Consider the following 15,590-nt stretch of genomic DNA (forward strand, 5'->3'; position numbering starts at 1 on the left):
CTGTTTTTCTAAACGCGATATTTTTAAGTTCTTCAAAAAACGATGATTTTATAAAATTTCTGTTGACGCTTTGCACAATAAATTATTAATTTAAAATTAACGATAATAAATTTTGTGTAGAAAAAAAACTCTACACAAAAACAAGGAATTTGTATTGATGGCTGAAGAAAAAAAAGAACAAAGTCAGACAGAAAAGACAGAAGAAAAGAAAGCGGAGAATGTAGAAACTTCTGAAAATGAAGAAAAAAAGTCAAACACTGAAGAAACTGTTGAAACTGCTGAAAATAAAGAAAAAAAGGCAGATACGACATCTTCTGCTGAACCTGCTAAAGAAGAAAAGGAACCGACTCCCGAAGAAAAAATTGCGGCTCTTGAAAAAGAAAATGCCGAATTGAAAGATCAGCTTCTTCGCCGTGCGGCTGATTTTGATAATTACCGCAAAAGGATGCTCAAGGAAAAACAGGAAACTTATGATTATGCAAACGCTTCTCTTCTTGGAGATTTGCTGGAAAGTCTCGACAACTTTGACCGCACGATTGCTGCTGCAAAAGATGCTAAAGATGCAAAAACTATTGCAGACGGAATCAAAATGATAAACGAGAGCCTCGTAAAAATGCTTGAAGATAAATATGGTCTAAAAGCGTATGGAAAAGAAGGCGAAGACTTTGATCCGAATGAACACGAAGCAATCGGTCGTGTAGAAGATGAAAATGCAAAAAAAGAAACTTTGAAGCAGATTTATCTTAAAGGATACAAACTTAAAGATAGAGTTATAAGGCATGCTAAGGTAATGGTTAATGTACCAAAAGCGTGAGCGGCGACCAGACGGTCGAAATTAGAAAACTATAAATTGTAAATTATTAAGAGGTAAATATTATGGGAAAGATTATTGGAATTGACTTAGGAACAACAAACTCTTGTGTTGCCGTAATGGAAAACGGCGAACCTGTTGTAATTCAGAATTCAGAAGGAGGACGTACAACTCCATCTATTGTAGGTTTTACTTCAAAGGGAGACCGCATAGTCGGCGCACCTGCGAAAAACCAGATGGTAACAAACCCAAAAAACACAATTTACTCTGTAAAACGTCTTATCGGGCACAGATTCTCTGAACTTACAGGAGAAGCGAAAAAACTTCCATATTCGGTTATCGACAACGGTCAGGACGTTCGAATCGAAGTTGATGAAAACGGAACTAAAAAACGTTATTCTCCGCAGGAGATTTCGGCTTTCATTCTCCAGAAAATGAAGAAAACTGCTGAAGATTATCTTGGAACAGAGGTAACGGAAGCTGTTGTAACTGTACCGGCATACTTCAACGATGCTCAGCGTCAGGCTACAAAAGATGCAGGTAAAATTGCAGGGCTCGATGTAAAGCGTATTATAAACGAACCGACTGCAGCTGCTCTTGCTTTCGGTTTCAATAAAGATCAGTCTAAAGAAAAGACTATCGCTGTCTACGACCTCGGTGGTGGTACATTTGATATTTCTATCCTTCAGCTCGCTGACGGTGTTTTTGAAGTTCTTTCTACAAACGGTGATACACACCTTGGTGGAGACGACTGGGACCGTGTGATTTCTGACTGGCTTATCGCTGAATTTAAGAAAGATACAGGAATTGATCTTTCTAAGGACCCGATGGCTTTGCAGAGACTTCGTGAAGCAGCTGAAAATGCAAAAATCAGTTTGTCTAACCAGACTTCAACAGATATAAATTTGCCGTATATCACAGCTGATGCATCAGGTCCAAAACACTTGCAGAAGACTTTGACTCGCTCTCAGTTTGAACAGATGACAGACAGTTTGTTTGAAAGAACAAAAGAACCTTGTAAAAAAGCTCTTGCAGATGCAAAACTTACGACAGACAAAATCGACGAAGTAATTCTCGTCGGCGGTTCTTCACGTATGCCAAAAGTTCAGGAAGTTGTAAAATCAATATTCGGAAAAGAAGGAAGCCGTGCTGTAAACCCTGATGAAGCTGTTGCAATCGGTGCTGCAATTCAGGGCGGTATTTTGAATAAAGATGTTAAACAGGATATCCTATTGCTCGACGTAACGCCGCTTTCTCTCGGTATTGAAACAATGGGTGGAGTATTCACAAAACTTATCCCAAGAAATACGACAATTCCTACAAAGAAGAGTCAGATTTTCTCTACTGCTGCCGATGGACAGACTGCCGTATCGATTCACGTACTTCAAGGTGAACGAGAAATGGCTGATCAAAACCGTACACTCGGTCGATTTGACCTCGTAGGTATTCCATCAGCTCCGCGCGGAGTTCCACAGATTGAAGTTACATTCGATATTGATGCAAACGGAATTGTTCACGTATCTGCTAAAGATCTTGGAACAGGTAAAGAACAGCACATTCAAATTACATCATCTTCAGGATTGAGCGAAGCAGAAATCGATAAGATGGTTAAAGATGCCGAAGCAAATGCCGCAGCTGATAAAGCAAAACGCGAAAGTGTTGATGCACGAAATGAAGCCGACAGTTTGATCTATGCAACTGAAAAATCAATCAAAGACCTTGGTGACAAGATTGACGGTGCTGAAAAACAGAAAGTCGAAGATGCAATTGCAGCTCTCAAACAGGCAATGCAAGGTGAAAATGTAGAAGAAATCAAGGCAAAGACAGAAGAACTCAAACAGTCTTCTTACAAAATTGCTGAAGAACTTTACAAACAGCAAGGCGCTCAAGGATCTCAGCAAAATGCGGACGGTGCTGCCGGTGCTGAAAATAATTCAGGTGCCGAGACTGAAGAAAAGAAATCGGGATTCGACAAAGGCTCGGCAGACGACGTTGAATACGAAGTTCATGACGACAAATAAGGCGCTGATATCGAAATAAATTTTTTGGGTGTTATAAATGGCAGCAAAACGAGACTATTATGAAGTATTAGGGATTGATAAATCTGCGGATCAGGATGCGATTAAAAAGGCATACCGAAGGCTCGCTGTAAAATATCATCCGGATAGAAATCCAGGCGACAAAGAGGCTGAAGCAAAATTCCGTGAAGCAACAGAAGCTTACGAAGTTCTTTCTGATGAGAAAAAGCGTCCTCTGTACGATCAGTATGGTTTTGCTGGCGTTGAAGGAATGGATCAGGGTGGTGGAGCACAGTATTCACACGCATTCCACGACTTTAGCGACTTGTTTGGTGGAGCCAGCGGTGGTTTCTCCGATATTTTTGACAGCATTTTTGGCGGCGGTTTCGGTGGAGGCTCAAGCTCTTCAAGAAACCGCAGAGGGCCTGCCGCTGGTGCGAGCCTTAGATACGACCTTCAGCTTCAGTTTAAAGATGCTGTCTACGGCACTACCGCAGAGATTCATTTTAGCCACAACGAGGTTTGTGAAGAATGCAAAGGAACTGGTGGTGCCGCAGGTTCTTCTAAAAAAACTTGCCCGACTTGTAACGGTATGGGACAAGTTCGGCAGGGCAACGGTTTCTTTACGATTCAGCAGACTTGTCCGAAGTGTGGTGGAAAAGGAACTGTCATCGATAAACCTTGTCCAAATTGTCACGGTTCTGGTGTAAAAGAAAAATCTAAGTCCATGTCGTTGAAGATTCCGGCAGGAGTTGATAACGGTAAACGAATTGTGATACACGGAATGGGTGATGCTGGAGAAAACGGTGGAGCTGCGGGAGACCTTGTAGTTGTAATCCACGTAAGTCAGCATCCGTATTTTGAACGAGAGGGAACTGATTTATACTGTGCTGTTCCAATCACTTTTGCACAGGCAGCGCTCGGTTGTGAAATTACGATTTCTTCGCTTGACGATAAAAAACTTTTGATAAAAGTTCCTGAAGGAATTCAAAATGGAAAACTTTTGCGCATCAAAGGTGAAGGAGTTCCGATTTCAGGTTCTACGCGAAAAGGTGATTTGTACGTGAAGATTATTGTTCAGGTTTCTACACGCATTTCTTCAAAACAAAAAGATTTGCTCAGACAGTATCTTGAACTTGAAAATCCGCCAAAAGAACCTCCTTTGTTGAATTTGTCAAAGTTGGGTGAATAAACACTTTACAAAACAAGCAACTTTGTAAAATAAATTGACTTACAATACGTAAAAAAGGGGCTGTCTCTAAAGTCGATTACTTTTTCGACAGCCTGTCGAGTTTAAAATTAAGTCTTTATATTATAATGATTTAATTTTAAACGTCGCACATAAAATCAAGGAAGCTGTCCAAAAACTGAAGTTTTTGGACAGGCACTTTTTGTTTTAACCGCCATCATTTCTTATCTTTTCCAATCTTTTCCAAAAAATAAACTTTTAGTTCAAATTTGCCGATACTGTGCTAAAATATTAAAGATGAGTTTAAATAATTTAAGTAAAAAATAGAGGTTAAAATGTATAAAACACGAAAAAGGATTGTAATAATCGGCGTAAATATTGTTACAATCGTTCATTTTATCATAATTTGTCTCATTTTACTTCCGGAAAGGCGAGATTCAAGTTTTTCAGAAGTAACATTTGTAGTTTGTTCTGTTTTATTTCTTGTCGTCGTCTTCTGGGGAAATAAATTTATTTCGTATCTTATACCGCTCACTCGCAGGCAAACGCTTGAGTCTGGCGAAACCGTAATTTTAAACAAATTTATAGATCGTCTTCGTTTTTGTTACTCTCTTGATGATTTTTATGCAGTAATCGGTGAAATTTTGGAAAGGCAAGCTGACTGCGCTGTCCTTTTGATAGACCGCAAAAAAAATTATATTCTGTATAACAGCCCTAACAGGACTTCTACATCTGAATCTGTAAAAAATAAACTTGCACTGAACTTTACAGAAGCGTGGCCTGACGGTTTTTATTTTTTTGATAACCACCTCGGCATTACGACAAATTACAAGAAGACTCGCGGATTTTTTATGTGTTATGACAAACATCACCTCTATATTTTCTGTCGCTATACACGTTTGTTCGACCTCAATGTATACGATCGGCTTTTTGAGGAATATAAACGTTTTGTTTCGCGCACACGGACAATCGCAACACTTTCTGAAATTTCTTCTACAACAAAGGAATGGGAGCAGTTGGCTATAACGCAGCAATCATTTCTGCCGCAGAAAATTCCAAATATCAGTAAACTTAAAATCGCCACATATTTTAGACCTCTTGTAAACGTATCGGGCGACTATTTTTCAATTCTGCCTATCGACGCTTCAAAAACTTTGCTCATGCTCGGCGACGTATCAGGAAAAGGTTTGCCGGCTGCATTGATAATGGGCTTGGTGATGAACACTGTAAAAATTATTGAAGATAAAGAAGATCTTGTAGGAGTTATTCACGCTGTTGATAAAGCGATAAAAGGAATGCACTTGCAAGATAAATATACAGTACTATTCCTTGGCGTCGTTGATACAGACAAAATGAAAATAAGATATATCAATGCGTCTATGTCAGACCCGATAATCCTCTCTCCGTCTCCTAATGGATACCGCATCAAACCGCTTACTTCAAATGCGTCGCTCATTGGAATTCTTGAACTTGATGATATAGAAGTTGGGGAACAGCGTCTGTTCCGCGGCGACACTATTTTGATGGCTACTGACGGAGTTTCGGAAGTTATGGACGATGATGGCGTCGAACTCGGTGATACCGATATCTACAGAAAAACGTTGATTTCCGGTGCAGCAAAATCTCCTCAGGAGATGGTTGATGATATTGTTGACCTTATCATGAAATACAACGGCGATAAAAAGCTTCATGATGATGTTACTATGATGATTGCGAAGGTAGGGTACTGATATGGTCTATATATTGTTAAATATTCTTGCAATGCTTGTACTTGCATTTTTTACGCACATCCTCGATAAGAATGTCAAAAGCAATAATCCAAGTGTAAGTACGTTCTCAATTGCAGGACTTATTGCAACAATCGAATCGATTTTGCTTGTTTCAGTTTTGATAATGAAATTTGTTCATTTTGATGTTCTGATTTCTGCTTTGATGAAACTGATTGCCGCAATAGACGGAATTATGTTTGTATTCATGAGCAGTGCCCTTATAGGATTTGCTTCACCTAAAAAAAAGACGATTGCGACAATCGTAAAATATCTTTTGATTTTCCTTGCAATTTATATGGCATTTTTCAAGTACAATACAATTTATATCTCATTGGAAAACGGAATTTTTTATACATCTGATTATCTTTTTACAGGCACTGCAAATATTCTTTTTCCATGGACATGGCGCACAGTATATATCGTATTGTATAAATATTTGCTTCCTGTAGTTTCGTATATTTTCCTCGTTCTTTTGCAAGAAAACAAAAACGCAACACAGCTTGAAAAATATCAGACGGTTGTAATGGGAGAAGGGCTTATCATTATGGGACTTATAAACTTAGGGTTACAGTTTGTCCACGATGCACTGCTCACTTCTTCTTTGTTTTATATATATGCATATCTTTTTATGTATTTTGTATTTTACAGAGCACTGACGCAAGTTGCGGTTCCGTCAGGAAAAGCGATTCTTGTTACTTTCTTCAAAACAATCATGTCATATTTGATTCCGGCGACCCTTATAGGATTTCTTTCAGGAATTTTGCAGCCGCAAAATAATTTTATGACATTCAAATTTGTTGGGTTGTTCTGCGTTTATTCAACAGCTATCATTATATTTGCGCTTTGGATAAGTGAGTTTTTAAATACATCTTCTAAGCTGTATACAGCCGATTACGAAGCCGCTTTGGAAAAAGCTCTTGCAACTATCGACTATGCAGACGGTGAAATGGATCAGATTACGGAACAGATGTTCGATATTTTAAGACGCAACGTCGAATCTTCATCGATGTCTGTTTATATTTTGACAAGTCAGAACGAACTCGAAGTCGCATATTCATCTAATGACGTCAATGTAAAAATTCCGTTGAGCAATCCGATTTTTGATAAAATTTTGAACATCAATAAAAACATTGTTATTCAAAGTCAAATTGAAAAGGAGCACGACCTTTCGTTGATACAAAAAGAACTCAACGATTTCTTTAAGCTTACAAAATCAGATGCATTTTTCATCTTGAACGAAGGTCACAATATTTTCGGCATAATCACCCTCGGTATAAAGGCATCTGGCGACCACTACAAAGAATATGACTACAACGTTTTTGAAAAACTTTATTCATATTTCTTTGTATTCTGTTACTACATGCGCAACATTTCAAATAAAGATATCATCGGTATTGTAAACCGTGAAATCAGAATGTCTTCGCAGATTATCACATCTATTCAGGAAAATATCGACCACGTAAAAAATCCTAAAATCGATGTAGGATATCTGATGGTTCCTGCGCACAACATCGGCGGTGAATTTATAGATTTGATTCGACTTACAGATAAACGACATCTGTTTGTTGTAGGCGACTTGTCGGGTAAAGGTATAGCCGCTTCTATGAACATGGTCATCTTAAAATCTATCATCCGTACTTATCTTGCAGAAGTACACGATTTTAAACAGCTTGTTAAAAAACTCAACACTTTCGTTCGAGATTCTTTGCCAAAAGGAACAATCTTTGCAGGTCTTTTTGCAATGATAGATTTTGAAACAGATACTATGTATTACATCAACTGCGGTATTCCTACATTGATGATGTACACGCAAATCTACAACAACGTAATTGAAATTCAAGGTTCGGGACATATTCTCGGTTTTGTGAAAGATATTTCACCGTTCCTTTCCGTTAAAACAACAAAGTTGAGCAGTGGGGATATTTTCCTAGCTTGTACAGATGGTCTGATTCAAGCGCACTCGCTCCGTGGTGAACAATTCGGTAAAGAAAGAGTTCAGCAGGCTCTAATCGACAACACAACTTATCCGGCACAACGAATGGCTCAGTTTATGTTTGACGGACTCATAAAGTTTATGTCAAAGGAAATGGAAGACGATGTTTCAATCCTCACATTAAAATATGAGGGCGGAGAAAAACGTGCAGAGCAGCCTGAAAAAGATTCTGCTGCAAATACGGACGAAGAAAAACATGTTGAAATTTCCGATGAAGAAAAAGCTGTCGAAGAGCTTGAAGTTTCTGAAGATGCAAAAGGACTTGAGACTGAAAAACAATCGACCGAAATTGAGATAATCGAGGAATCATCACAACAAGAGACTTCCGAAAGTGAAAATGCAGCCACCTCGCCGATTGGTGCCGTTGCCGCTTCCGGTTCCTCGGAAGGTTTTGAAATGCCTGATTTGAGCGATATAGATGCATTGATGAAGGAGGCTGGATTATAATATGGAGCAGTTGACAATTATCGAAAAGGACGGAGCAAACTATCACTTATATGAACTTGAAGGCTCTTTGAATGCGTACACACTCGGTGAATTTGAGCAGACATTGTATGAAGCCGTTCAAAAAAACAACATCGTGCTTGATATGTCAAGGTTGGTAGAACTGGATCCTGCCGGAATCGGTTGTTTGATGGCTGCTTTCAACGATGCTGACGAAGTCGGTCATAAACTCTATTTTATGTCTATATCGAACGAAGCGGAAAAAGCAATCGCTGGTACAGGGTTTAAATATCTTTTTAATATTATAAACTCTGTAACAGAGGTCGCTTAGCGGTCGACTAGATTTATTTAATCACGATGCTGACGAGCTTGCCTGGAACTACTACGCATTTTACAATATCATGCCCTTCAACGAATTTTTTTACACTTTCGCGTTCCAGCGCTGCTGATTTGAGTTCATCTTCGCTAGAATTTGGGGCGATTTCAAATACATCTCGTTTTTTACCGTTTACCATGACAACAATTTGCTTTGAGTCGTCTTTGAGATATTCCTCATCGATAGTAGGCCAGCTTTCGTATGCGATTGTTGCGTCATGTCCAAGTTTCTGCCACAATTCTTCGCAAAGATGAGGTGCGTAAGGCGAAAGAACTTTTACAAAGTCAGACCACATAGCTTTAGGAATTTTTGGCAGCTTTGAAATCTCGTTTATGAAAATCATCATCTGGCTGATTGCTGTGTTGAAGTTCAGGCTCGCCGTGTCGTCGGTGACTTTTTTGATTGTCTGTGCAAATGTTTTTCGAGCAGAGGCAAGCGCTTTATCTTCAATTTTCCCTGTTATGTCTATATCTGCCATTTGTTTTTCAGAAACAGCCCAGACTTTTTCGAGAAATCTGTGAATGCCGACAATTCCCTGTGTTGCCCAAGGTTTTGACATAGTCAGAGGTCCCATAAACATTTCGTACATCCGAACAGAGTCAGCACCGTACAATTTTATTTCATCATCAGGGTTTACGACGTTTTTCAGAGATTTAGACATTTTTGCAACAACTTGCTCAAGTTTTTCTCCTGTTGCTTTTTCGTACCAGTTGCCGTCTTCTCTCTGTTCAACTTCATCGACAGGGACAAGAGTTTTGTTTTTACGTTGATATGCAAAAGAAGTTATCATCCCTTGGTTTACAAGACGCTGGAACGGTTCTTTTGTAGAAACAAGACCCAAATCGTAGAGGACTTTGTGCCAAAAACGCGCATATAAAAGATGAAGCACTGCATGCTCAGCACCCCCGATATATAAGTCGACAGGCATCCAATACTTTTCTTTTTCTGGAGCACAGAATTGTTTGCCGTTTTTAGGATCTAGATATCGCAAGTAGTACCAACAAGAACCACCCCACTGCGGCATTGTGTTAGTTTCTCGTTTTGCAGCGCCACCGCATTTCGGACATTTGCAGTTTACCCATGAATCTATTGCGGCGAGAGGAGATTCTCCGGTTCCTGTCGGTTGATACGATTTTACTTCAGGCAACTTGAGCGGAAGTTCTTCTTCAGGGACAGGAACTGTGCCACAATTCGGGCAATGGATGAGAGGAATCGGTTCTCCCCAATAACGCTGGCGGCTGTATACCCAATCCCTCAGTTTGTAATTTATAGCCTTGTGTCCTATTTTATTTTCCTCAAGGAATTCGAGCATCTTTTCAATAGCGTCGTTTTTGTTCAAACCGTCGAGAAAATCGGAATTCACGTGGATTCCGTCTTGAGTCCACGCCTGAATCTGTACACTAACTTCGCTCTTGAGGACTTCTACGATTGGAAGATTAAACTTTTTAGCAAATTCCCAGTCGCGGTCATCGTGAGCGGGAACTGCCATAATAGCACCTGTGCCGTAGCTTATGAGTACATAGTCTGCTATCCAGATTGGAATCAGTTTTCCGTTTACAGGGTTGATTGCGTAGCTGCCAGAGAATACACCTGTTTTATCTTTTGCAAGGTCTGTTCGTTCCAAATCTGATTTTTTTGCAGCCGCTTCCTGATATGCTTTTACAGTGTCTGATTGTTCAGCAGTTGTAATCTGTGGAATGATTTTATGTTCGGGAGAAACAACCATGTAAGTTGCACCGAACAAAGTATCGCAGCGTGTTGTATAAACTGTCAGTTTGTTGTCTGTCGGTTTTCCGTCTTTGTCAGCAACAGTGAAAGTGACTTCCGCACCTGTAGATTTTCCAATCCAGTTGTGCTGCATCAACTTTACGCTTTCCGGCCAGTCAAGGGTGTTTAAGTCGCTATCAAGACGTTCTGCATAATCTGTAATTTTTAAAATCCACTGGCGGATAGTTTTGTGTGTGACTTCTGTCCCACAACGGTCACATTTGCCGTCCTTTACTTCCTCGTTGGCAAGTCCCGTCATGCATGAAGGGCACCAGTTGATTGGAGTTTGAGCTTCGTATGCCAAACCTTTTTTGTAAAGCTGAAGGAAAATCCACTGTGTCCATTTGTAATACTCAGGTTCGCAAGTCGAAATGCATCTGTCCCAATCATAGCTGAATCCGAGCGATTTTATCTGCTTTGTAAAATGTTCAATATTTGCGTTAGTCGTAGTTTTCGGGTGCGTTCCGGTTTTAATTGCATAATTTTCTGCAGGGAGCCCGAATGCATCGTATCCCATCGGGTGAAGGACGTTGTAACCGTTCATGCGAAGATAACGGCAATAAATATCGGTTGCTGTATAACCTTCAGGATGTCCAACATGAAGTCCTGCCGCACTAGGATAAGGAAACATGTCCAACACATACATGCGTTTTTCTTTTGGATATTTTTCGTCTTCCGTTGATTTAAAAGTTTTGTTTTCGTCCCAATATTTTTGCCATTTCGGCTCAATAGATTCAAATGGATATTTTGACATTTATTAACTCCGCCTAACTGAATTTTGTAAACTATTATAGTGATTTTAGGTAGAAATGGAAATACAGGCGATATGCAAACTGTAATGGCGGCAGTAAGCTGTGATTGCGGCTGGCAGGTAACCTGCAATTGCGGAAGATAGGCTGCAATTGCGGCATCAAGCTGTAATGTTGGTATGTAAACTTAAATAATGGCAGATAAACTACAATCAAAAACTTTGAACTAAATGAGGTAGCCCACAACAGAAAAAATGATAAACGCTAACAAATCTGCGGCGACAATAGTGCTTCCTACAGGAGTTCCTGCTAAAATTGAAACTAAAAGTCCCAAGACTGAACACACTACAGAAACAACTGCCGAACAGATTGTAACTGATTTAAAACTTTTGAATACACGCATTGCCGAAAGAGCGGGAAAAATCACGAGTGCCGAAATCAAAAGAGAGCCAACAAGGTTCATCGCTAGCACGATTATTATTGCAATTATTATTGCGATGATAAGATTGTAAACAGATGCATGCGTTCCGACCGCAGTTGCAAAGTTTTCATCAAATGTGACTGCAAATATCTTATTGTAAAAAATTACAAATGCGATTATCACAGCACCTGAAAGTATAGTGCATAACCACACTTCGCTTATTGTCAAAGTCAATATAGATGTAGAGCCGAATAATGTGCTGCACACATCTCCGGATACGTTCGCAGCTGTAGAAAAAACATTCATCAAAAGATATCCGATTGCAAGCGATGCTACAGAAATCATAGCGATTGCGGCATCTCCTTGAATTTTTTTATTTTTACTTGTGCGCAGCAGCAAAATGGCGCATATTATTGTAACAGGCAGAACAAGGAACATGTTGTTGGAAAGATTTAAAATACTAGCTATACAGATTGCTCCGAATGCGACGTGGCTCAGCCCATCTCCGATGAACGAATATCTTTTTAAGACAAGCGTCACTCCTAGCAGCGAAGAACATAGAGAAATCAACACTCCTACAATAAAAGCATATCTTACAAATGAATAACTAAAGTACTGAATTAAAGTGTCTATCATATTCTTTTATGTCTCCAAAAAATATTTCGTTTCCAATGTTCAGGACGTGTGTTGCGTGTTTCAAAGCGTGCTCAATGTCATGCGTGATCATAATGATTGTTATTCCGCTCTTGTTTAGTTCACCTATTAAATTGTACATCTCTTCTGTAGTTGCAGGGTCAAGACCTGTAACAGGTTCGTCAAGCAAAAGCATTTTTTGAGTTGCACACAATGCCCGGGCAAGAAGAACTCTCTGCTGTTGACCGCCTGAAAGCTCTCTGTAACATTTTTTTTCGAGATTTGAAATCCCGAGTTTTTTCATCGCTTCTGATGTCAGTCTTTTTTCTTCTTTGCTGTAGAAAGGTCTTTTGCCGCATCTTGACTGGCAGCCTGAAATCACAATCTCGCGGACGCTTGCCGGAAAATCTCTTTGAATATCTGTTTGCTGAGGAAGATAGCTTATTTCATCCGGCAGCAATCCGTCGCCTGTTTTTATAGTGCCTGATAAAGGTTTGAGCAGCCGGAGAATAGTTTTCATCAAAGTCGTTTTTCCTGACCCATTTTCACCGGTGATGCATAGATATTCACCTTTGTTGACAGAAAAATTTAAGTCTTCAATTATAATTTTTGAACCATATCCCAACGTAAGGTTTTTACATTCCAACTGTGCCATCATTCTTCCTTGTCGGAACAGTCTCTGCATTTGCCGTACAGAGTAGTTTCCCCTTTGCTGATTTCAAATCCTTCTGTAGTCTCAACATCGTTTATGAGATTGTCTGCAACGCTGTTTTCCATGTGAAAGATTTTTCCACATTTTGTGCAAGACAGATGAATGTGGCTGCGGCAATCTTGTGTATCATAATATTGATAAAGTGATTCGCGGCATCCGGCTTTTGTGCAGCGTTTGATTTTACCGTCGTTTTCCAGCTCTGCAATGTTTCTGTAAACTGCGCTGCGGCTTATTCTTTTATCAGACAATGCTGCTTCAATCTGTTTTGCGGAAAACATCTTGTCAGGATTTTGTCTGAGGAAATTTAGCAAAAAGTTTCTCTGTTCTGTGTTGTAAATCATAATCTTAAATTTGCGACTAATTCGCAAATCATCTTTGATGAATATGACATATATTGCAATGTTGTACAAGTAGTTTTTCTTGTTGTGGATATATAAATCTATGTGTATAATGAATCTATGAGTGTGTTTATTACTTTTACCGCAATTATGTGGTTTATTACGTATTTTGGTATTACGGCTTTAAGATGGTTTGCATTGGAATTTATTTACGATGAAATGAATGTCATGTGGTCAGGCGTAGCGTTTAATATCGAAATAGGCTCTCTTTTATTGCTTGTTGCGAGCATTGTAGGTTTCTTTTTTGCAAAGCCGTTTGATAAAGTTCTTTCTAAATTAAAAGCAGAAAACAGAACTGCAACTAAAGATGAAATTGCGATTTGCTTGCAAAGTTATAGAAAACTCATCCTCTTGGTTTGGGCTGCAAACTTTTTAGGTTTTTTTATTGGGCAGATTATTGTAATCTATCTAAAAATTGCAGACGGAACTAATCTTTTTATTCCGTCACGAGTTTTCTTTGTAATGGCACAGGCTGTCGGTTTTGGTGGGATTTCAGGAATTACGACAATTAAGTTGATCGACTTCATGCTCACTTCTAAACGTGAAAGACTAGGAATTCGGTCTATCATGGAGTTTAAAAAATTTCAAACATCTAACATATCAACTTCTATCGGGCTTGTATTTTTTATCGCCGTTTACTTTATTGCAATCAACATGTTTTCGGTTCCTTATGGAATTATAATTAAGCAGCGTGCCGGTGTTTTTAAAGGTGATTTTCTTACATTGTTCATGAAGAAAGGGGCTTTGTGCTTTTTCTGTTCAATCGGATTTGGGGCAGTCGCATTCGTAACTGTTTTACATGGGCTTTCAGTTCGAATTAAAACAACTTCTAAACTTCTGGATGATATTGCAAATAACGGCGACCTCACAGCAAGAATTCACATAAGCATGACAGATGACTTCGGAGTTCTCATATCTTGTATCAACACGATGATCGAAAAACTTTCTTCGATGATTAGAGATTTCAAGAGCAGTACAGATGTTGTAAATCAATCAGTTGGACGACTTTCTACAACGGCAAGGAGTGCGTCTAAATATTTGCAGGCTCTTTCAACAACGTTCGCAAAACTTGATAGCAATACTCGTCGCCAAGACAAACTTGTTTATTTGACTGGCTCAGATATTTCCGCTCTTTCCGGCGGAATAAATAACATTAAGAAAAATATTGAAGCAAAAGATTATGAGCAGGCTATAAAAGAATCTGAAAAAAGCATACAAGATTTGTACAAATTGCGAGAATCTATGCAGACTATTGTGACAGCTTCAAGTACGGCAGTTCAAACTGTAAATGAGGGGCTTTTAATTGTTGAAGATATGAAGAAAACTATTCTGCTCGTAGACAGCTCAGCTTCTGGAAATAAAAACACTGTTGATAAGATTCACGACCATGTAAATCAATTCAATATACAAGATTGAGATGGTACTTTTGATATCAAGTTTGATTGAATAAATCTTTTGATTGAAAAAATCGGGCACGGAAAAAGCGATTTTAAACACGGATGAACTAAAATGTCATTCGTGTTTGCATGTTTAAGACGTTCCGTGCCGAGTGCCGAAAAAAAATTAGAAAATCTTTTGAAACTCTTTGAGCAAAACATCTGTTTCGATAGCTGCGTCGAGGTTTGTAATCTTTCCTTTTCCTTTGTAGAAATTGATCAACGGTTCTGTTTGCTCGCGGTAAACGTCCATCCTGTGCAAAATTGATTCTTGTTTGTCGTCATCACGCTGATAGAGTTCTCCGCCGCATTTGTCGCAAACGCCTTCTTTTTTTGGCTTGAGTGTGAGAGTATTGTAGTTTGCCCCGCAAGATTTACAGACACGTCGCGTAGAAAGCCTGCGGATAACAATTTCATCTTTTATTTCAAAGTTTACAACTTTAGCGTCGGCAGCCAGCTCTTCAAGCATTTCTGCTTGACGAATTGTTCGTGGAAATCCGTCAAGAATATATCCGTTTTTGCAGTCATCTTGAGAAAGTCTGTCTTTTACAAGCTCAAAAGTAAGTTCGTCGCTTACTAAAGATCCAGAATCAATGATTGCTTTTACCTTCACTCCAAGTGGAGTCTGTGCTTTTATATTTGCACGAAAAATATCTCCGGTAGAAATATGCGGGATTTTGTAAGCTTCAGCAACTTTTACTGCGAGCGAGCCTTTTCCTGCTCCCGGTGGTCCCAAAAAAATAAAATTGTTCATAAATATCCTCTTTGTAAAAAACTTATAATACTTTATTCTATTATGCTTTATAGTTGCGGGCAAGAGAAATTGAAAAAAAATACGTGAAAAAATAATTGACTTATCAATTTAGTTTCCGTA

General features: G+C 39.1%; 12 protein-coding genes. 7 read left to right on the forward strand and 5 right to left on the reverse strand.

The features are described from left to right. The first annotated feature begins 157 nt into the window (after positions 1–157). The 6 genes from H9I37_RS02915 to H9I37_RS02940 all read left to right on the forward strand — a co-directional run bounded on the left by H9I37_RS02915 (position 158) and on the right by H9I37_RS02940 (position 8,555). Entirely contained in the window at positions 158–814 is a 657-nt protein-coding gene (locus tag H9I37_RS02915) for a nucleotide exchange factor GrpE (protein WP_187380996.1), read from the forward strand. A gap of 62 nt (positions 815–876) precedes the next feature. After that, the gene (gene dnaK / locus H9I37_RS02920; RefSeq protein ID WP_187380997.1) at positions 877–2,832 is read left to right on the forward strand and encodes a molecular chaperone DnaK; all 1,956 of its coding nucleotides are present in this window, start codon (positions 877–879) and stop codon (positions 2,830–2,832) included. A 37-nt stretch (positions 2,833–2,869) separates the two neighbouring features. Then, entirely contained in the window at positions 2,870–4,021 is a 1,152-nt protein-coding gene (gene dnaJ / locus H9I37_RS02925; RefSeq protein WP_187380998.1) for a molecular chaperone DnaJ, read from the forward strand. A gap of 332 nt (positions 4,022–4,353) precedes the next feature. Further along, on the forward strand, positions 4,354–5,748 hold the full coding sequence (locus tag H9I37_RS02930) for a PP2C family protein-serine/threonine phosphatase (protein ID WP_187380999.1): 1,395 nt from the start codon (positions 4,354–4,356) through the stop codon (positions 5,746–5,748). Between the two features lies 1 nt (position 5,749). Further along, positions 5,750–8,227, forward strand: a complete 2,478-nt coding sequence (locus tag H9I37_RS02935) for a PP2C family protein-serine/threonine phosphatase (protein ID WP_187381000.1) — start codon at positions 5,750–5,752, stop codon at positions 8,225–8,227. Position 8,228: 1 nt separating this feature from the next. Beyond that, complete coding sequence (locus H9I37_RS02940; protein WP_187381001.1) at positions 8,229–8,555, forward strand: STAS domain-containing protein; 327 nt, start codon at positions 8,229–8,231, stop codon at positions 8,553–8,555. Positions 8,556–8,568: 13 nt separating this feature from the next. Here the strand turns inward: H9I37_RS02940 and leuS are convergent, their stop codons facing one another. The 4 genes from leuS to H9I37_RS02960 all read right to left on the reverse strand — a co-directional run bounded on the left by leuS (position 8,569) and on the right by H9I37_RS02960 (position 13,223). After that, on the reverse strand, positions 8,569–11,121 hold the full coding sequence (leuS, locus tag H9I37_RS02945) for a leucine--tRNA ligase (protein ID WP_187381002.1): 2,553 nt from the start codon (positions 11,119–11,121) through the stop codon (positions 8,569–8,571). Between the two features lie 221 nt (positions 11,122–11,342). Further along, positions 11,343–12,173, reverse strand: coding sequence for a metal ABC transporter permease (locus tag H9I37_RS02950; protein ID WP_187381003.1), 831 nt, complete (start codon positions 12,171–12,173; stop codon positions 11,343–11,345). Continuing rightward, complete coding sequence (locus tag H9I37_RS02955; RefSeq protein WP_255422465.1) at positions 12,145–12,828, reverse strand: metal ABC transporter ATP-binding protein; 684 nt, start codon at positions 12,826–12,828, stop codon at positions 12,145–12,147. The genes H9I37_RS02950 and H9I37_RS02955 overlap by 29 nt, the downstream gene beginning before the upstream one ends. Next, positions 12,825–13,223 carry a Fur family transcriptional regulator gene (locus H9I37_RS02960; protein ID WP_187381004.1) on the reverse strand — a complete coding sequence of 133 codons (399 nt, stop codon included), beginning with the start codon at positions 13,221–13,223 and terminating at the stop codon, positions 12,825–12,827. The genes H9I37_RS02955 and H9I37_RS02960 overlap by 4 nt, the downstream gene beginning before the upstream one ends. A 117-nt stretch (positions 13,224–13,340) precedes the next feature. Between H9I37_RS02960 and H9I37_RS02965 the strand changes: the two genes are divergently transcribed. Continuing rightward, a complete protein-coding gene (locus tag H9I37_RS02965; RefSeq protein ID WP_187381005.1) occupies positions 13,341–14,696 on the forward strand; it encodes a methyl-accepting chemotaxis protein in 1,356 nt (451 codons plus the stop codon). Positions 14,697–14,843: 147 nt separating this feature from the next. Here H9I37_RS02965 and H9I37_RS02970 read toward each other — a convergent pair whose 3' ends face one another. Next, entirely contained in the window at positions 14,844–15,470 is a 627-nt protein-coding gene (locus H9I37_RS02970) for an adenylate kinase (RefSeq protein ID WP_187381006.1), read from the reverse strand. Between the last annotated feature and the right edge of the window lie 120 nt (positions 15,471–15,590).

It is taken from the genome of Treponema sp. Marseille-Q3903 (genome assembly GCF_014334335.1).
Taxonomy (GTDB): Bacteria; Spirochaetota; Spirochaetia; order Treponematales; family Treponemataceae; genus Treponema_D.